Below are 17,776 nucleotides of genomic sequence, written 5' to 3'. Positions count from 1 at the left end.
TTAATTGACCTCGATCCGGGTGGTGCGCGACAGGGCGGCGATCTGGGTGTCGCTTGCGAAAATCACATCAACGCCGCACGGAAACAGGTGATGGTTTTCTGCGCGCCATGCGTGAAAGCTCTCGGGAAGCCCCTTGATGCAAAGGCTGTGTGTATCCTTGATGCCCGGACCCTTCAGGGTCATGGACGGGCGATCTGAAATCTCATCGACCATCAGGATCAGGGTTGCGGATTGATCAGGATATTCCGCATTGCCAACGGCAAGATCGGTGACAAAGGACAGATCATCGGAAATGCGCGCAATTGCAAAATCGGCCTGTTTGACATCCGTGCTGATCGGGCAGCCGCAATGGAATTTCAAATGATCGCCTGCGGCCTTGGTCGCGCAGTTTGGTGACATCCAGACTGTGGTATCCATATCGGCCATGGCAAGTAGCGTTGCGGTGGCGGCTTTGTTCAGGCCATCGGGGGCGGAAATATTGACCGGCAAATCATAAATGCGACCCGGACGCGACATCGCATCCAACAGGGCGCGAAAAACAGCGTTTGAATCAAAGGCCGCATGATCAAAACCGGGCAGCAAGTCGCTTGTCTGGGCGGGGGGTGATTGGGGTTGGGGCGTCATTCGTCTTCTCCGCGGACAAGGGTGAAGAAATCAACTTTGGTGGCGGCAACCTTGCGGGCATGATCGCGTTTGGCCGCGGCCTGTTCGGCGGCCAGGGTGTCGATGAAATCGCTTGCCGATCCGTCACGCAGCATCACCGCATCAAACAGAGCGGCATATTGCGCCTGAATGCGATCACGTCCCTTGACGTAGGAATGCCCGACCGTGCCGTCTGACAGCGTGACGGCACAACGCGTTACGGTCATTTCGCCAAGGTTGAAACGCTGCCCGGCACCACCAGCGCGGCCGCGGACCATCACCATGCCGATCTGCGGTTCGCGCAGGTGTGTCCAGCTTTCATTACCGTGATTTTCCGACCATTCGGTTTCAAGGCGGGCACGGGATGTGCGGGCCAGAACCGACATCCATTTTTGGCGCGCGGCAATATGCGGATCGCCGGGTTTGTCTGCATTCCGGTTTTGATCTGTCCGGGCATTCGGGGCGGGGTGCGCCGTCATCAAACTGATCCCTTTTCAACTTATGTCGACAAATCCAAAATTTGTATAGACGTCTATACCTATTGACGTTATAAGACGATCCAGCACCAAAGGCAAAGGTCTTGCGGTGAAAGTTTTATGAACGGGGAATGCAATGGATTGGGAACCGGGCCTATCTATTTGGAAGCAAATAGAAAAGCAGCTTCTGGCTGATATCTCTGACGGTGTTTTCACACCCGGCGAAAAGATGCCGACCGAGATGGAGTTGGTCCGGCGCTTTGGGGTGAATCGTCATACGGTGCGCCGCGCCATGGCGGCACTTGTTGATTCCAATGTTGTCCGTGTCGAACAGGGGCGCGGGGCCTTTGTTCAGGAACAGATCCTTGACTACCCGCTTGGTTCCAAAACCCGGTTTTCGCAGATCGTATCGGGCCGTCATCGATTGCCTGACAAACGCCTGATCTCCTCCGAGGTCCTCAAAGCCAATTCGACCATCGCGCAGTTCCTGGATGTCAAACCGGGCACGCGGGTGATTGAACTGTTTTCAGTATCCGAGGCCGATGGTGTCCCGCTTGCGGTTGCGACAAGTTATCTTCCCGCCGCGCGCTTTGACGGCATTGTCGAGATATTTGTCGAAACCAAATCGCTTACAGAGGCCTTCAAACGCTTCGGGATTGACGATTACACGCGAAAGACTACGCGCATTTCGGCAACGCTTCCGTCATCACGTGTTGCCAACCTGCTTAAACAGGCACGCAATCGACCGGTGATTTCGACGGAAAGTGTCGATGTCGATTCCGCTGGTGCGCCAATTGAATATGGTGTCACCGCCTTTTCAAGCGACCGGGTTCAGTTGATCGTCGAGTAGGGAATGGAACAACGGGTGTGCTGCCTTAGTATTCCCGACCTGGACGGGCCCTGTAGACTGGGAAGCTTAGCTTGAACTTGATCGCACATGCCCGCATCAGGAATGCCGCAAAGAACGCAATCACGGCAATCGGCCCGCGTGGCAAATCAAGGATTGCTGTACCAATCACATAGATCCCTGCCCCAACCAGCGCACAGGTGATATAAATTTCCGGGCGCAGGATCAGCGGGATTTCATTACAGACAACATCACGTACCATGCCGCCAAAGGTGGCTGTGATCATGCCCAGAACGATTGCGACCAACGGGGATACACCCAGATTAAGGCCGATGGCCGCCCCGGTGACCCCGAACATTGCCAGTCCCAGCGCATCCAGCCACAGCAAGGCAACATAACGCCGTTCCACCAGATGGGCGGTGAAGTAAGTGATGACGGCAGCCCCGATGCAGGTCACAAGCCAGGTGGTGTCGCGTATCCAGAAAACTGGTGTTGCCCCGGTAATGACATCACGCACAGTGCCACCGCCGATGCCGGTAAAGGTCGCAATCAGGACAAATCCGACCATGTCCATCTGACGACGGGATGCCTCAAGCGCGCCGGTAATCGCAAAAACGGCGACCCCTGCCAGTTCAAGCCAATAGATGATTTCAGTAATCGTCATGATGTCCTTTGGGGGGGCTGCCCGTGATTTGTGGGTTGCGAAACGGGGTGTTCTATCGGCATGCGCAATCTGGCTGCGGCAACGTCTTCAAGCTGTTCACGTAACCAGCGATGCGATGGGTCGTGCTGATATCTTTGGTGCCAACACATGAAAATAGGAAGATCAAGCGTGCCCTTTTTTAGACCCGCCAGCGGCATCGGCGCACGGGCAAAATCACGCAGCGCATGTTTTTGGAGAAGGCTTGGCAAGGTTGCGATCATATTGCTTCCGCGCAGGAATTCGGCAATGGCGGTAAAGTTCGGTACCCGCAAAACGATGTTGCGTTCAACATCCTGATTTTCAAGCATGTCGTCAAACTCAAGCGTGCGGTTATTGCCATAGCGCACCGTGATATGGCGTGCGGATAGATAGTCGTCATCGCTTTGCGGGGCGTCGCGCATATCCGGATCATAAAACACCATGTAATGATCGGTCAGAAGACGCTTTTGCACGATATCCACGCCTTCGGGCGGGCGCGGCGAAATCAGAAGGTCGCAATGATTTTCGCGCAACAAGGCCGGTCCGGGCAGAAGGGACGGCACCACCGTCATCCGGATATTGGCAAGCGCGCCTTTCAGATTACGAAACAGCGTTGGCAGCAAAAGATCACGCTGCAGATCGTTGGCGGCAATTGTCAGGCTCATGGATGCGCCATCCGGCTCGAAATGCGCACCACTTGCAAAGGCCTGCATCTGATCAAGAAGAAACCGCGCCTGTTCGGCCAGGTTTTGTGCATGCGCGGTTGCCACGATCCCGCGCCCGGATTTGGTGAAAAGCGGATCGCGCATGATCCGGCGCAATTTGGTCAGGTTATGGCTGACCGCTGATTGCGTCACGCCAAGCCGTTCGGCCGCGGCTGTGACCGACCCTTCTTCCAGAACGGCCAGAAACAGACGCAGCGCATGGCCGTCCAGTTCCAAATGATCAAAATTACTCATGAATAAGATGATAAATGATGCATTTATTTTATGCAATTAGCCACGCAGGATGCGTTTAACGCGGACATTCAACAGTCCGGAGCATCATCTGCGGAGGAAAAATCATGGAATTCTATCAGCGTGACAGAACGCTGCAGCCAGCAGGCTACACCCCGATCTACAAGACATCCGTTGCGCGTTCCCCGCGCCAGTCGCTAATGTCGCTGCAAGGATCCCTGTCGGAAATTACCGGTCCGGTTTTCGGTCAGAACGAACTGGGGCCGCTTGATAATGACTTGATCCGCAACTACGCCAAGGATGGCGATCCGATTGGCGAACGCATCTTCGTGCATGGGCGGGTTCTGGATGAAAACAACCGTCCGGTGCCCAATACGCTGGTCGAATTCTGGCAGGCCAATGCCGGCGGACGGTATCGCCACAAGAAAGATACCTATCTTGCGCCGATAGATCCGAACTTTGGCGGCTGTGGCCGTGCGCTGACCGATGAAAACGGTTACTACTTTTTCCGCACCATCAAGCCGGGTCCGTATCCATGGCGCAACTACGTCAACAGCTGGCGTCCGGCCCATATCCATTTTTCGGTATTCGGTTCCGGCTTTGCCCAGCGCCTGATCACCCAGATGTATTTCGAAGGCGATCCATTGATCAAGGAATGTCCGATTGTGCATGTCATCCCGGACGAAGATGCGATCAACCGCCTGATTGCACCAATTGATCTCAAGGGCTCGGTGCCGCTTGATACCATTGCCTACAAGTTTGACATCGTTCTGCGCGGGCGTCGTTCAACCCTGTTTGAAAATCGTCTGGAAGGAAACTGATCCATGGTGCAAAGCCTTGATTATCTCAAAGAAACCGCTTCCCAGACGGCGGGCCCATACGTGCATATTGGGCTCATTCCCAGTCAGGCTGGTTTCGACATTTTTGAAAACAACTTTACCAACGTTCTGGCCGATGAAAACACCCGTGGGGAACGGATCATCATCGAAGGGCGGGTGATTGATGGCACCGGAACGCCACTGCGTGATGCGCTGCTTGAAATCTGGCAGGCCAATGCGGACGGGCGCTACAACCACCAACTTGATCGTCAGAAATCAGGCAAGGTCGATGAGGGTTTCCGCGGCTGGGGCCGGACGGGAACGGATTTCGATACGGCCGTCTATCGCTTTGAAACCATCAAGCCAGGCGTGGTTTCCGGCCGCAATGGCAAAGACATGGCGCCGCATATAAACTTCTGGATCGTGGCACGTGGTATCAATATTGGGCTGAATACCCGGATGTATTTCGCCGACGAACAAGAAGCGAATGCGGCTGATCCTGTTCTGAACCTGATCGAACAGAAAACCCGTCGAAAGACCCTGATTGCGGATCGTGATGACAGCGGATCGATCCCGGTCTACCGGTTTGACATCATCTTGCAGGGCGATGGCGAAACCGTGTTTTTTGACATCTAACAGCGCGTAAAACTGTATGGGTAATGCGGCGACCGCCCTTCGCGGTTGCCGTATTTTTGTTCAATCAACTACTTAAAAAGCCGTCCGCTGATTCTTATATTCACGTTGATAAAAGCGGTGTGGTAAAACAACCGCTGCTGAGGGTTTCAAAAACAAAAAGAAGACCCCGGTGATAGAGAGTGAGAGGGTCAGCCTTGAACAAGTTGTTACAGGTCGGAATCCGTGTGCAAGTAGCTCTGGCAACAGCGCTGCTGCTGGTTGGCCTGACCGTACTGATGAGCTTTGTGGTCGGAAAGCGATCCGGTGCCGATCTGCAAAAACAGATTGGTCTGGGTGTTTCTGATATTGCCCGTCAGATGGCTGATGAGCTTGACCGTACCATGTGGACCCACCGTGGCGAGGTTTCGGTCCTAAGCACGCTCTCTGTCCTCCAAGAGCTCGAAGATACCCAACAGATTTCAAGTATCGTCAATCGCCTAAGTCGCGAAATCCCGATCTTTACCTGGATAGGTGTGCTTGATCGCGACGGGACGGTGGTTGCGTCGACGAACGACTTGTTGCTCGGGGCTAATATCGCGCAGCGTCCGGTATTTCAGTACGGCAAGAACGGACAGTTCATCGGTGATGTTCACGATGCGAAATTGCTGGCTGAAAAATTCCCGCTTTATAACGGGGAGCCGATCCAGTTTGTCGATATTGCCGTTCCCCTGTTCAATAAAAACGATCAGTTCACCGGTGTATTTGCCACCCATCTGAGTTGGGAATGGGCCGATAATGTCCGCAAAACCCTTTTTGCCGGGCAGGGGATCCATCGGGATGTCGATATATTTGTGGTATCAGCCGATGGCACAGTTCTTTTGGGCGCGGATGGGGCGATGGTCGGATCATCGCTTGAACTTGATGCTCTGCAGCAGGCACAGCGCAACAATATCGGATGGAAGATCAGCACTTGGCCGGATGGCGCAGAATATCTGACTGGCTATGCCCCGGCCGATGGTCACCTTGATTATGCAGGTCTGAACTGGTCAATCCTGGTGCGTCAGCCCGTCGAAGAGGCGCTTGAGCCGGTTTATGTCCTGCGCCGCGACATTATGGCGTGGGGGTTGGTGTTAAGTATCGTCTCCAGCGTGATCGCGTGGTGGGGGGCTGGTTTCTTTGTCGGACCGATCGGCAAGATGGCCCGTTCGATCGAGGCGATGAAACGTGGCGAAATTGAACGTCTTCCTGATTTTGATGGCGCAAGAGAAATCAAGATCCTGTCAAACAGCCTCAATGCCTTGTTGGCCAAACTGACGGAAAAGGACGCGGCCCTTGGCCAGATGGAACACATTGCCCATCATGATAGCCTGACCGGACTTGGCAACCGTCTGGCACTTGATGTCTATTTCGAACATGCCCTTGCCCATGCCGATCGCCACAAGACCCAGCTTGCGGTCATGATGCTTGATCTTGATGACTTTAAACCGATCAATGACAAGTTCGGTCATTCAGCTGGCGATGATGTCCTGCGCGAAGTGGCAAAACGGTTGCGTCGTTGTGTGCGCGGTGGCGATCTGGTTGTGCGTCTGGGCGGTGATGAGATGGTGGTGGTGTGTCATGTCGGAACGAGTGGCGAGGGTGAAGCCACAATGTTGGCCGAACGGATATTGAACGACATCCAGATGCCCTTCATTACCGGCGGCAATCGGGTTTCCATTCACATGAGCATCGGCATTGCCCTTTGTCCGGTGCATGGCAAGACCATTGATGTGCTTCTCGATCAGGCAGATGATGCGCTTTATGCTGCCAAGGCGCGTGGCAAGAACTGTTATGTGCTTGCGTCTGATGATGGTGAGCCGTCCGGCAGCAAGTCGTCGCTGGCATGAAATGCGGGTTTTCTTGACTTTGTCTCAGGGCATCGCAATAAGCATTTCATGACAATTTCATCCGAAAAAGAACTCGAACAATTGCGCAAGATCGGGCGGATCTGTGCCCGTGCGCGCGATGTCATGGGGGCGGCCATCGTCCCGGGGATCACAACCGCCGAGCTTGATGATATCGGCCGCAAGGTTCTTGAGGATGCCGGTGCGGTGTCCGCCCCGGAAAGCGAATACAAGTTCCCCGGAGCGACTTGTATCAGTGTCAATGACGCGGTCGCGCATGGTATTCCCGGTGATCTGGTTCTGGCCGATGGCGATCTGGTCAATATCGATGTTTCGGCATCGCTTGATGGCTATTTTTCCGATACGGGTGCCAGCTTCATCTGCGGCACGGCAAAGCCCGAAATCGCCAAGCTTTGCGAAGACGGCAAGAAAGCCATGTGGGCGGGCATCAAGGTGGTGCGTGACAAGGCGCCGATCCGCGAGATCGGGCTTAAGATCGAAATGTTCGCCCGCAAGGGTGGCTATACCCTGATCCGCAATCTTGCCAGCCACGGTATTGGCAAGTCGCTGCATGAACATCCCCACACCATCCCGACCTGGGATGACCCCAAGGAACGCCGCGCCCTTAAAAAGGGGCAGGTGATTACCATCGAACCGTTTCTGTCGCGTGGCGCGAAATGGGCGCTTGATAGCGAAGATGGCTGGACGCTGTATGCCGATACCGGTGACGCAACCGTGCAGTACGAGCACACCCTTGTTGTCACCGAAAAGGGCTATGAAATCATGACGCTGGGGAACTGATCCCCGTTAAAAATGTTGCAGTTTATGCTGCAGCATTTCTTGCAACATAAAAGCCGCCCGAATGTGTCGGGCGGCTTTTGTTTTGTGTGTGTTTGAAATGCGGTTTCGCGGTTACGAACCGTATTTTGCCTTGGCTTCGCGACGGCGCGCATGCAGGACCGGTTCGGTGTAACCGTTCGGCTGTTCGCGACCCTTGAAGACCAGATCACAGGCCGCCGCAAAGGCGATGCTGTCATCAAAGTTCGGGGCCATGTTGCGATAGGTCGGGTCACCGGTATTCTGCTTGTCGACGACGGCGGCCATCCGCTTCATGGTTTCCATCACCTGATCTTCCGTGCACAGGCCATGATGGAGCCAGTTGGCAATATGCTGGCTTGAAATACGCAGCGTTGCACGGTCTTCCATCAGGCCGACATCATTGATGTCTGGTACCTTGGAACAGCCGATCCCGCTGTCGATCCAGCGCACAACATAGCCAAGAATGCCCTGGGCATTGTTATCAAGCTCTTCCTGGATTTCGCTTGGCATCGGCTTGATGTCACCCAGACGCGGGATCGCCAGAATATCATCAAGGCTTGCGCGTTCGCGTTTGCCAATCTCGTCCTGAACCGCACGGACATCAACCTGATGATAGTGGATGGCGTGCAGGGTTGCTGCCGTCGGTGATGGAACCCAGGCACATTTCGCACCGGCCTTGGGATGGCCGATCTTGGCTTCCATCATTTCGGCCATGCGGTCCGGTTTGGCCCACATGCCCTTGCCGATCTGGGCAACCCCCTTCATGCCGCATTCAAGACCGATATCAACGTTCCAGTTTTCATAGGCCGCGATCCAGTACTGGTCTTTCATCGCTTCCTTGCGGACCATGGGGCCTGCTTCCATGCTGGTATGGATTTCATCACCGGTACGGTCAAGGAATCCGGTATTGATAAAGACCACACGGTCCTTGGCGGCACGGATGCATTCCTTGAGGTTGACCGTCGTGCGGCGTTCCTCATCCATGATGCCGACCTTAAGGGTATGTTCCGGCAGATCAATCGCCTTTTCGACAAAGGCAAACAGATCGTTGGTCAGCGTGACTTCTTCGGGGCCGTGCATTTTCGGCTTCACGATATAGACGCTACCATGGCGGGAGTTCGAAAGTTCGTTATTGCCGATCACGTCATGCTTGGCGATCAGGCTGGTGACCATGGCATCAAGGAAGCCTTCCGGGACTTCATCGCCATTGGCATCAAGCACCGCGTCGGTGGTCATCAGGTGACCGACATTACGGATCAGCATCAGGCTGCGGCCCGGCAGGACAACTTCAGTCCCGTCAAAGCCCTGATAGGTCCGGTCCGGGTTCAGACGACGGGTGATCGTCTTGCCACCTTTTTCGAACTTTTCTTCAAGCGTGCCTTTCATCAGACCAAGCCAGTTGCGATAGGCAACGGTCTTGTCTTCGGCGTCAACGGCGGCAATCGAATCTTCGCAATCCTGAATGGTGCTGACCGCAGATTCCAGAATGACATCGCACACGCCAGCGGCATGTTCCTTGCCAATCGGATGCGTCGGATCGATATGGATTTCGATATGCAGGCTGTGACGGCGCAGCAAGACATCGGTCAACTTGCCGTCCTTTTCGTTGTAACCGATGAATTGGGAGGGCAGCTCAAGTGCGGTTTCGCTGCCATCAGACAGGGTGACAACAAGCGTCCACCAGCCTGACGCGTCTTCGCGCACTTCGTATTTCGTGGCATCAGCATGTTTGCCGGTCGCAAGCGGTGCGGCTTCATCAAGGAAGTTCGCGGCATAAGCCACAACTGCAGCGCCGCGTTTCGGATTGAATGACTTGGTCTTTTCCTTGCCGTCGGCTTCGTCGATAACATCGGTGCCATACAGCGCATCATAAAGGCTGCCCCAGCGCGCATTGGCGGCATTAAGTGCATAGCGCGCATTCATCACCGGCACGACAAGCTGCGGACCCGCCACCCGGCCGATCTCCGGATCGACATGGGTGGTGGTGATATAGAAATCATCGCCTTCTGGCAGCAGATAACCGATCTCGGTCAGGAATTCCTTGTAGGCAGCCGGGTCGCGTGGCTGATCCTGACGCGACAGATGCCATTGGTCGATCTTGGCCTGCAATTCGTCGCGCTTTGCCAGCAGCGCCTTGTTGCGGGGTCCAAGTTCAGTGACGAGCTTTTCAAAGGATGCCCAGAACTGATCGGAACTGATCCCGGTTCCCGGAATGACTTCGTTGGCCACCAGATCGTGCAGCACTTTTGCAATCTGAAGTCCACCTTCTTGGATGCGTTGGGTCATGTTTTCTCTCACCAGACTTGGAACTGTTTCGGGCGATTAATATGGCTTTGCCGACGAACACATAAAGCGCGGCAAAGGCAACTCGCCTATCGTTGGTTCACAACATATGGGTTGAAGCAGGCCCGGGTCCACAGCAGGTTTCAAAATTGCGGGATGTTTTCCGCATTATGGAAGCCTGATCATTCTGCCCCAATCGACAGACGTTCACATCTTCTTGTCTGCATTCGGATCCGTCGTGCCGTCCGTGTCTGCCGGCGGCACCTGTCCGATGTCGTCGGGATGTGCCGTACCATCCGGGGTCAGCACATCTTGCAGATCATGCGGGTCCATTGGTTTTGTTTCATTATCTGGCTCTGTGCTGTCGTCTTCGTCATTGAGACTGATGTCGTCGGTAATCGGTGACAGCTCAAACGCCATTGGCGTCGTGCGTGGCACGGCAACGAACTGACCCTGTTCCTCGATCGAGATACGACGGCCAAAGCCGGCGCGGTACATTGCAAAGCTTGCAACGCAAATGCCAACGATTGAAAACAGGACCGGCAAGGCCCATGGGCCGAAATAACCGATTGCACTGGATCCCAGAATTGGACCAAACGCAGCAGACCCGCCATAAATGATCAGAAGACCACCAGATGCAGGAACGATGTCCTCGGGCTCAAGGTAGTCATTCACATAGGCCACAGCCAGGCCGTAAACCGGCATGATGAACACGCCCGTGATCCCGCCCCAGACTGTCAGATTGTCGCGGACAAGATCCGGCGCAACCAGCGGGAAAAATCCACAGATCGCAAGTCCGGTCAGAACGAAAATCATCACATATTGGCGCGGCACCATGTCCGAAATCTTGCCGATCGGAAATTGCATGATCATGCCGCCCAGAATGACGAAGAACATGAAATAGGCGATCTCATTGGTCGCAAGTCCGAGGTCAGCGGCGAAAACCGGCCCGACACCATAAACCGCACCCGAAAGTACGCCTGCACCCGATGCGGCAACAAAGCCCAGCGGCGAAATCTTGTAAAGGCGGCGGAATGTCATGCGTTCACCGCTGACCGCAGAGGGCGGTGGCTGGCGGGTCAGGGCAAGTGGAACAAGCGACAGCGACAACAGGACGGACGCCACCGTAAACAGCTCGAAACTGCTGACCGGGGCACCGTTCAGCAACAGCTGACCAATTGCCAGCCCGCCAAGCGAAACCGTCATGTAAATCGCAATCGTCCCACCACGCGATGTATTGTCCGCTTGCGCATTCAGCCAGCTTTCAATCACCAGATACAGGCCCGAAACACACAGGCCGGTCATGATGCGAAACAGCGACCAGGTAATCGGATCAACCAGAACGGCATGTAAAAGTGTGATGGCCGATGCGGCCGATGCCAATGCAGCAAACGTTCGGATGTGGCCGACCCGGTTGACAAGGCTCGCCCCCCAGATGATGCCGGCAACGAACCCGATATAATAGGATGCCATGATGATACCGGTATAGACCGGCGCAAATCCCTCGGCGGAAGCACGCAGTGCAAGCAGCGATGATTGCAGAGATGCCCCACTATTCAGCGCAAACGCCGCGAAAAGCGTTGCAGACAGTGCAATAATAAGGGCGACCGGCGAACGCGGCATGGCATCCTCGTTTGAGTTTCAATCAGGCAGGCACCCTGCGGCAAGGGGATCGACCGTGTCAATCCTTACAAGCCCTTGGCACACAAGGGGAATAGTGCATTTTGTGTTTAACACCACGGCGCACAAGAAGTTCCGCAAAAATTATGAACCTTCTTTAATCCCGCTTGGCCCACGCGCATAGTGCCGGTTTCGCGCAACTGATATGTGTAAAGCGGCTTTACTTGGCGCCAAAGCAGGCTTTGTTCGGTGAAAATCGCACAAGCAGCTTGACCTTGGGGGTGTTGATGCTTTCTATGGACCGAAATCAGACGCAATTTGCCAAAAATCCCGCGATCCGGGGTTGGATTTTGCGTTTCACCACCAGACTTCAGGTTCATTGATGATAATCGGCATTCAAGCCAAATGATGAACCGACCATACAAGGGGAGGAAACCTTGAAAATTTTGCGCACACTCGGCGTGATTGCCGCCGGTATGATGGCTTTGTCCGTGGCGAATGCCGCGCAGGCTGAAACCCGCGTCACCCTGAAATCGGCCAAGGCCGCGTCATCCTATTACCAGATGGCGGCCCAGTTTGCCGAGGCAATGAAAACCGGTACCGATGGCGATATCATCGTCACCGTCGAGGAAAGTCAGGGTTCGGTTCAGAACGTCATGGAAGCCATGGTGCGTCCGGGCAATTATGTCTTCACCTCCCCGCCCGGTCTCGTAAGCCTGGCCCAGAACGGCAAAGGCCCGTTCGACGGACGTCCGACCGAAAAGTTTGCCGAAGTCCGCGCCCTGTTCCCGATCCCGTCGTTGACCATGCATTTCGTGATGCGTGCTGATTCCGGCGCGACCAGCTTTGCCGATCTCGAAGGCAAGACCATCCTGCTTGGCAAGGGGTCCTTTGGCGCGCGCGAAGGTGAAAAATACCTTCAGCTGTTTGGTCTTGAAGGCAAGGTCGATCTGGCCGATGCCGAACTTTCCAATGCGGTGGCAGCCCTAAAAAACGGTCAGATTGATGGTTTCGTGACCGCTGGTTCCTGGCCCGCCCCGAACGTGATCGAGGCTGCGGCAGGAAGCGATGTCATTGTTCTGTCGCTGTCCGAAGATCAGCTTGCCGAGACCAAGCGTGACAAGACCGTCATTCCGGCCGGGACCTATAACGGTCAGGAAGAAGACATCACCACCGCATCGCTTTCGGTTGTTGCCTTCGCTACCACCCAGATGGATGCCGATACGGCGTATGCGCTGACCAAAACCTTCTGGGAGCAGAAGGCGAAAATGGGTGAAAGCTCTTCTTGGTGGAACGGTGTCAGCCCGGAAATGCTTGCCAACATCACGGGCAAAATGCATCCCGGTGCACTGCGTTACTATGACGAAGTCGGGTTCTCCATCCTTGACGATCAGCGTTAAGTGCTGATCAGATAACATGTTCAAGGCCCGGCAGTTTTGCCGGGCCGTTTCTTGTCAAACAAGCCATTTAGATTATGTCAGCCACCACTCGTCCCTTCTGGATCGCCCTTGGCGCCGTTTCAATTGCCTTTCACCTGTGGCTGATTTTTTCAGGATTGGTTCCCAATCTTGTAAGCCGCCCAATCCATATGGCGCTTGCCCTGCCTTGGGCGCTGATCTTTGTTGCCAAAACCCGCGCACAGAAAATCTCTGGCATCATCCTGACCCTGATTGGTCTGCTTGGGTGTGGTTGGATCGTTGCCAATCATCAGACGCTTGGCGACCAATACGGTTTCCTGATGGGAAATAGCCAGATCGTGCTGGCAGCGGCGTTATTGCTGATCGTGCTTGAAATGGCGCGCCGTGCGATTGGCTGGCCGTTGCCGACGGTGGCGGCAATTGCACTGCTTTATGCGCTGTTTGGGCAACATATTCCGGGCGAATTCGGCCATGGCGGGCTGCCAGTTGAAAGTATGCTGGGCACCTTGACCATCGCAGAGGGCGGCCTTTGGGGCAGCCTGACCGGCGTGTCGGTCAATATCGTCGCGATCTTCGTTATTTTCGGTGCGGTTTTGAATGGCGGCGAAGCCGGTCAGGGATTTATGAATGTCGCAGGTGCCGCCGCCGGTCGGCTTAAGGGCGGGGCGGCGAAGGTTTCTGTCGTGTCATCTGCCCTGTTTGGCTCGATATCGGGGTCTGCATCGGCCAACGTGGCCTCGACCGGGGCAATCACCCTGCCTGCCATGACTAAGCTTGGTTACCCCAAACGTTTGGCGGCTGCGGTTGAGGCCGTGGCATCCAGTGGCGGGCAAATCATGCCACCACTGATGGGGGCAGGGGCGTTTGTGATGGTGGAACTTACCGGCAAGCCCTATGTCGATATCATGGTCGCGGCCATCTTGCCGGCTGTCCTTTACTTCCTTGCCGTCTGGGTTGGCATCAATGCCTTTGCCATGCGCTATGATCTTCCCGGCGTGCCAAAGGAAGATCGCCCGAACCTGCGGTCGGTCGTAATCACATCGACCTTCTTCCTGGTGCCATTTACCATTTTGCTTTGGGGCATGTTTGGCGGTGGTTACACACCACAATATGCCGCCTGCCTAGCACTTCTGGCCGGGGCAGCTTTGCTGTTGCTTGATGCGGATCTGACGGTTGATTTGCCGCGCAGCAAGCAACGGTTTGCCGATGTTTGCCTTAATGCCGGACGTCAGGTGGCAATGATCGGTTCGATCATCTTGTGCGCGTCGATCGTGATCGGGGTTCTCGGCCTGACCGGACTTGGTGTGAAGATCACCTCGCTTCTGATTTCCGGATCGGGTGGCATGTTGTGGCCGGCTCTTTTGCTGACGGCACTGGCTTGTCTGATCCTAGGGATGGAAGTCCCGACCACGGCGGCCTATGTGATTTGTGTTTCGGTTGCCGGGCCCGCGTTGATAGAGCTCGGGCTTGAACCGCTTCAGGCGCATCTGTTTGTGTTCTGGTTTGCGCTTTTATCGACGATTACGCCGCCGGTTTGCGGGGCGGTGTTCATTGCCGCGGGCATGGTCGAGGAAAACTGGCTCAAGGTCGCCGGAACGGCGATGGCGCTTGGCATCGGGCTTTATATCGTGCCACTGGCAATGATCGCCAACAGCACGCTGATCGAACTTGGCAGCGATCCGGTTTGGGCGATCATCGCCGGGCTTAAGGTCGCGGTGGGTTTGACGGCCATTTCATATGGCCTGATCGCGCCCAGACCTGTCTGGCAGCGGATCGGCATGGTTGCACTTGGTGGTGCGGTAATTTTTGCTGCGGGTGTTTAGAACCACGAAAAAGGCCGACAGTTTCCTGTCGGCCTTTTTCGTCATTGAGGGAAATGATTTAACCGGTTTTAAGCGGTCGCGCGTCCGCTGCGCGGGCCAGCAAAGAACCAGATAATCAGGCCAAGGACCGGCAGGACAACAACAAGTACTGTCCACAATACTTTTGCACCGGTGCTTGCACCGCTGCCCATGATATTCACGATTGCCCATATATCGGCAATCAGGACGAGAAGTCCGATAATTCCACCATATTCAAGCATGTTCCAACCTCACATTTGTTGCTGCGGTATCTGTACCGCGCTTACAACTCAAACGATTGGTTTTCTCGTTTGTTCCCGCACTGAATTCAATCAGTGCATCAGGCGGGTTCGGAAGGGTAGTTTAAACCACTTGTCCGGCAGACCAGCCCGATGACCATGCCCACTGGAAATTGAAGCCGCCAAGATGGCCCGTGACATCAACCACTTCGCCAATGAAATAAAGGCCGGGCACGTCACGCGCTTCCATTGTTTTCGATGAAAGGGCATTGGTGTCGACCCCGCCAACCGTGACCTCGGCCGTGCGATACCCCTCAGTACCGCTTGGTGTCAGGGCCCATTGATTGACATCCATCGCCAATTTGCGCAGTGCCTTGTCACCGGTTTCGCCAATCGGGCGATCAAGGCCATGGGTGGCGGCAAACATCTGGGCAAGCCGGTTTGGCAATATGCGTGACAGAACCGTATGCACCGCCTGTTTCGGGTTTTCACCCTTGGCCGTTTTCAAAAGATCGAACGCATCTTCTTCCGGGTTGAGGTTTACCGTAATGCTGTCGCCTTCGTTCCAATAAGATGAAATCTGCAAGATCGACGGGCCGGAAAGGCCACGATGGGTGAACAGCAAACCTTCGCGGAATTGCTTTTTGTTGCATTGAACGATGGCATCAACAGATATCCCCGAAAGTTCACCGGTACGCGCACGCAGATCCGGATCGAAAACAAACGGCACAAGTGCGGCACGGGTCGGAATGACATTGATGCCAAACTGTCGTGCGATCTGATAGCCAAACCCGGTAGCGCCGATTTTCGGGATCGACAGGCCGCCACATGCGACAACCAGCGACGAGCAGGTCCATTGCGCACCGGTGCGCGTGGTGACGTCAAAGCCGTCATCATCGCGTTTGATGATGTTGGAAATCTCGGTATTAAGCTTGATCGTCACATCGGCGGCATCACATTCATCAAGCAACATATCGATGATCTGAAAGGACGATTCATCGCAGAAAAGCTGGCCGAGTGTCTTTTCATGCCAGGCAATATTGTGCCGGTTCACCAGATCAATGAAATCTTGCTGGGTATAGCGTTTAAGGGCTGAAACACAGAACCGCTTGTTTTCGGAAATGAAGTTTTCCGGGCTGGTGTGGATATTGGTAAAGTTGCAGCGCCCACCACCGGAAATACGAATTTTTTCCGCCGGTTTGGTCGAATGATCAACCACCACGACGGTTCTTCCGCGTTTTCCTGCTTCAATCGCGCACATCAGGCCGGCCGCACCCGCCCCGATGACAAGAACATCAATCTTTTTCAAGCCCGTCAGATCCATTCATGTGAATTTCGGACCTGCTTATACGTGGAAAACGTGGCCTTGTCAGTGCCAGTGGCGCAAATACCTACTCGGCGGCGATGCCTCTGGAACTCGGGGGTTTTAGGTCCCCGCGTTTGCCAGCGGTTTTGGATGGTTCAATCTGTTGTTCGCTTGCAACCTGATTGCGACCGTTTTCCTTGGCGAAGTAAAGCGCCCTGTCGGCCCGTTCGATCAGTTTGGCGGCCGGTTCGCCGGGACGGAATTCAGCCACCCCGATTGATGCCGTCGCCTTGCTGATGATTGTCTTGCCGCTTTTGGTCACGACCTTGTGGCTTTCGATATATTGACGCAGCTTGTTGCCAAACAACACGGCATTGCCAAGCGACGTGCTTGGCAGGATGATTGCGAATTCCTCCCCGCCATAGCGGGCCGCAGTATCCTGGCCTTTGATATTGCGTTTCAGCGATTCTGCCATCAAACGGATCACCTGATCGCCGACCTGATGACCATAGGTGTCGTTGAACTTTTTGAAGTGATCAATATCAAGAAGCAAAAGGCAAAGCGGCTGACCATCTTCCATGGCATGCATCATGCCATCGCGCAGTTGCATATCGAACGCCTTGCGATTGGCAATGCCGGTCAGCCCGTCGGTCATGGCTTCGCGTTTCAGGTTTTCCATATCTTCGCGCAGACGGTTGATTTCCGACGAACTGTTCGTCAACCGGCTTTCAAGGCTGCGGTTGACGCCCTCCATCTCGCGTGTGGCGCCCAGAAGGGTATGAAGTGCCTGTTCAAGATTGCTGAGGTTGCGGTTCTTGTCCCCGACATAGGAGCAGAAATGATCAAGCGCCTTTTTGTATTTCCGTGTGTCGACGCCGACCTTGTTCACGGTATCAAGGATGCTGCCCAGCTGCGCGCGCAAGTCGTTTGAAATGCGTTCGATGATTTCGTTTTCGCGCTTGTCACTGAAGAAACGGGTATGAAGTTCTTCGCACTGTGCTTCATCAAATTCGCGATGGTTGCTGCGCAGAATGTCGATCGTGCGGCAAAGATCGAAGTTCGTATGCGCGACATAGGTAAAAAACAGCTGGAAATTGTCCGGATGCGAAACCACACCCAACTCTGCCATTAGTTTGTGGGCAGCGTTGCTGTGTTGTTGAGCTGTTCTGTGATTAAACCCGTACGCGCTCATCAATTGCCTGCAGTAGAATTATGTCGCCATAAGTTTCGGCAACATCCTATGCAAACGCATATGCGAAAGGTTTGATTTAAATCATCGAACCTCCCGTAATCCGGGCGATTTTTGATTTCACATGATAAAACAGGTCAAT

17 protein-coding genes are annotated in these 17,776 nt (G+C 54.7%); 7 read left to right on the top strand and 10 right to left on the bottom strand.

Annotated elements, in window-relative coordinates; translation table 11 throughout:
* Together phnH and phnG are read right to left on the bottom strand one after the other, a co-directional pair.
* On the bottom strand, positions 1–624 hold the full coding sequence (gene phnH, locus TH4_RS11915; protein WP_064781255.1) for a phosphonate C-P lyase system protein PhnH: 624 nt from the start codon (positions 622–624) through the stop codon (positions 1–3).
* Complete coding sequence (phnG, locus tag TH4_RS11910) at positions 621–1,121, bottom strand: phosphonate C-P lyase system protein PhnG (protein ID WP_064781254.1); 501 nt, start codon at positions 1,119–1,121, stop codon at positions 621–623. The genes phnH and phnG overlap by 4 nt, the downstream gene beginning before the upstream one ends.
* Positions 1,122–1,254: 133 nt before the next feature.
* On the opposite strand from phnG, the gene phnF reads away from it, so the two are divergent.
* Positions 1,255–1,968, top strand: coding sequence for a phosphonate metabolism transcriptional regulator PhnF (gene phnF, locus TH4_RS11905; protein WP_008889703.1), 714 nt, complete (start codon positions 1,255–1,257; stop codon positions 1,966–1,968).
* Between the two features lie 25 nt (positions 1,969–1,993).
* On the opposite strand, the gene TH4_RS11900 is transcribed toward phnF, so the two are convergent.
* Both TH4_RS11900 and TH4_RS11895 read right to left on the bottom strand, forming a co-directional pair.
* Entirely contained in the window at positions 1,994–2,629 is a 636-nt protein-coding gene (locus tag TH4_RS11900; RefSeq protein WP_063089269.1) for a trimeric intracellular cation channel family protein, read from the bottom strand.
* Complete coding sequence (locus TH4_RS11895) at positions 2,626–3,606, bottom strand: LysR family transcriptional regulator (protein WP_064781253.1); 981 nt, start codon at positions 3,604–3,606, stop codon at positions 2,626–2,628. Before TH4_RS11895 ends, TH4_RS11900 begins: the two co-directional genes overlap by 4 nt.
* Before the next feature lie 104 nt (positions 3,607–3,710).
* Between TH4_RS11895 and pcaH the strand changes: the two genes are divergently transcribed.
* The 4 genes from pcaH to map all read left to right on the top strand — a co-directional run bounded on the left by pcaH (position 3,711) and on the right by map (position 7,720).
* Positions 3,711–4,424 carry a protocatechuate 3,4-dioxygenase subunit beta gene (gene pcaH / locus TH4_RS11890; protein WP_157097747.1) on the top strand — a complete coding sequence of 238 codons (714 nt, stop codon included), beginning with the start codon at positions 3,711–3,713 and terminating at the stop codon, positions 4,422–4,424.
* A gap of 3 nt (positions 4,425–4,427) precedes the next feature.
* Entirely contained in the window at positions 4,428–5,057 is a 630-nt protein-coding gene (gene pcaG / locus TH4_RS11885; protein WP_064781251.1) for a protocatechuate 3,4-dioxygenase subunit alpha, read from the top strand.
* A 194-nt stretch (positions 5,058–5,251) separates the two neighbouring features.
* Positions 5,252–6,922 (top strand): GGDEF domain-containing protein, encoded by a 1,671-nt coding sequence (locus TH4_RS11880; RefSeq protein WP_083997075.1) that lies wholly within the window; start codon positions 5,252–5,254, stop codon positions 6,920–6,922.
* 48 nt (positions 6,923–6,970) lie between these two features.
* Complete coding sequence (gene map, locus TH4_RS11875; protein ID WP_064781250.1) at positions 6,971–7,720, top strand: type I methionyl aminopeptidase; 750 nt, start codon at positions 6,971–6,973, stop codon at positions 7,718–7,720.
* A gap of 111 nt (positions 7,721–7,831) precedes the next feature.
* Here the strand turns inward: map and TH4_RS11870 are convergent, their stop codons facing one another.
* From TH4_RS11870 to TH4_RS20655, 3 genes are all read right to left on the bottom strand, one after another.
* Positions 7,832–10,024 (bottom strand): malate synthase G, encoded by a 2,193-nt coding sequence (locus TH4_RS11870; protein WP_064781249.1) that lies wholly within the window; start codon positions 10,022–10,024, stop codon positions 7,832–7,834.
* Between the two features lie 204 nt (positions 10,025–10,228).
* On the bottom strand, positions 10,229–11,644 hold the full coding sequence (locus TH4_RS11865) for an MFS transporter (RefSeq protein WP_064781248.1): 1,416 nt from the start codon (positions 11,642–11,644) through the stop codon (positions 10,229–10,231).
* Positions 11,645–11,751: 107 nt separating this feature from the next.
* Positions 11,752–12,021 carry a hypothetical protein gene (locus TH4_RS20655; protein WP_157097746.1) on the bottom strand — a complete coding sequence of 90 codons (270 nt, stop codon included), beginning with the start codon at positions 12,019–12,021 and terminating at the stop codon, positions 11,752–11,754.
* 57 nt (positions 12,022–12,078) lie between these two features.
* Between TH4_RS20655 and TH4_RS11860 the strand changes: the two genes are divergently transcribed.
* Positions 12,079–13,041 carry a TAXI family TRAP transporter solute-binding subunit gene (locus TH4_RS11860; protein WP_083997074.1) on the top strand — a complete coding sequence of 321 codons (963 nt, stop codon included), beginning with the start codon at positions 12,079–12,081 and terminating at the stop codon, positions 13,039–13,041.
* Between the two features lie 74 nt (positions 13,042–13,115).
* On the top strand, positions 13,116–14,882 hold the full coding sequence (locus tag TH4_RS11855) for a TRAP transporter permease (RefSeq protein WP_064781247.1): 1,767 nt from the start codon (positions 13,116–13,118) through the stop codon (positions 14,880–14,882).
* A gap of 68 nt (positions 14,883–14,950) precedes the next feature.
* Here TH4_RS11855 and TH4_RS11850 read toward each other — a convergent pair whose 3' ends face one another.
* From TH4_RS11850 to TH4_RS11840, 3 genes are all read right to left on the bottom strand, one after another.
* The gene (locus tag TH4_RS11850) at positions 14,951–15,142 is read right to left on the bottom strand and encodes a PLDc N-terminal domain-containing protein (protein WP_008889714.1); all 192 of its coding nucleotides are present in this window, start codon (positions 15,140–15,142) and stop codon (positions 14,951–14,953) included.
* A 121-nt stretch (positions 15,143–15,263) separates the two neighbouring features.
* Positions 15,264–16,448, bottom strand: a complete 1,185-nt coding sequence (locus tag TH4_RS11845; RefSeq protein WP_064781308.1) for a BaiN/RdsA family NAD(P)/FAD-dependent oxidoreductase — start codon at positions 16,446–16,448, stop codon at positions 15,264–15,266.
* 82 nt (positions 16,449–16,530) lie between these two features.
* Positions 16,531–17,574 carry a GGDEF domain-containing protein gene (locus tag TH4_RS11840; protein WP_064781246.1) on the bottom strand — a complete coding sequence of 348 codons (1,044 nt, stop codon included), beginning with the start codon at positions 17,572–17,574 and terminating at the stop codon, positions 16,531–16,533.
* Between the last annotated feature and the right edge of the window lie 202 nt (positions 17,575–17,776).

Source organism: Thalassospira tepidiphila MCCC 1A03514 (assembly GCF_001662875.1).
Classification (GTDB): domain Bacteria; phylum Pseudomonadota; class Alphaproteobacteria; order Rhodospirillales; family Thalassospiraceae; genus Thalassospira; species Thalassospira tepidiphila.
The sequence above is the reverse complement of the archived record's forward strand: the minus strand, read 5'-3'. Positions and strand labels throughout refer to the sequence as shown.

Bases quoted from the DNA above. Each gene is read 5' to 3' on its own strand.
- TH4_RS11840 (WP_064781246.1), bottom strand. From the start codon at position 17,574: ATGGCAGAGTTGGGTGTGGTTTCGCATCCGGACAATTTCCAGCTGTTT.
- pcaG (WP_064781251.1), top strand. From the start codon at position 4,428: ATGGTGCAAAGCCTTGATTATCTCAAAGAAACCGCTTCCCAGACGGCG.
- TH4_RS11895 (WP_064781253.1), bottom strand. From the start codon at position 3,606: ATGAGTAATTTTGATCATTTGGAACTGGACGGCCATGCGCTGCGTCTG.
- TH4_RS11855 (WP_064781247.1), top strand. From the start codon at position 13,116: ATGTCAGCCACCACTCGTCCCTTCTGGATCGCCCTTGGCGCCGTTTCA.
- TH4_RS20655 (WP_157097746.1), bottom strand. From the start codon at position 12,021: ATGAACCTGAAGTCTGGTGGTGAAACGCAAAATCCAACCCCGGATCGC.
- phnF (WP_008889703.1), top strand. From the start codon at position 1,255: ATGGATTGGGAACCGGGCCTATCTATTTGGAAGCAAATAGAAAAGCAG.
- TH4_RS11865 (WP_064781248.1), bottom strand. From the start codon at position 11,644: ATGCCGCGTTCGCCGGTCGCCCTTATTATTGCACTGTCTGCAACGCTT.
- pcaH (WP_157097747.1), top strand. From the start codon at position 3,711: ATGGAATTCTATCAGCGTGACAGAACGCTGCAGCCAGCAGGCTACACC.
- TH4_RS11900 (WP_063089269.1), bottom strand. From the start codon at position 2,629: ATGACGATTACTGAAATCATCTATTGGCTTGAACTGGCAGGGGTCGCC.
- map (WP_064781250.1), top strand. From the start codon at position 6,971: ATGACAATTTCATCCGAAAAAGAACTCGAACAATTGCGCAAGATCGGG.
- TH4_RS11850 (WP_008889714.1), bottom strand. From the start codon at position 15,142: ATGCTTGAATATGGTGGAATTATCGGACTTCTCGTCCTGATTGCCGAT.
- phnH (WP_064781255.1), bottom strand. From the start codon at position 624: ATGACGCCCCAACCCCAATCACCCCCCGCCCAGACAAGCGACTTGCTG.
- phnG (WP_064781254.1), bottom strand. From the start codon at position 1,121: ATGACGGCGCACCCCGCCCCGAATGCCCGGACAGATCAAAACCGGAAT.
- TH4_RS11870 (WP_064781249.1), bottom strand. From the start codon at position 10,024: ATGACCCAACGCATCCAAGAAGGTGGACTTCAGATTGCAAAAGTGCTG.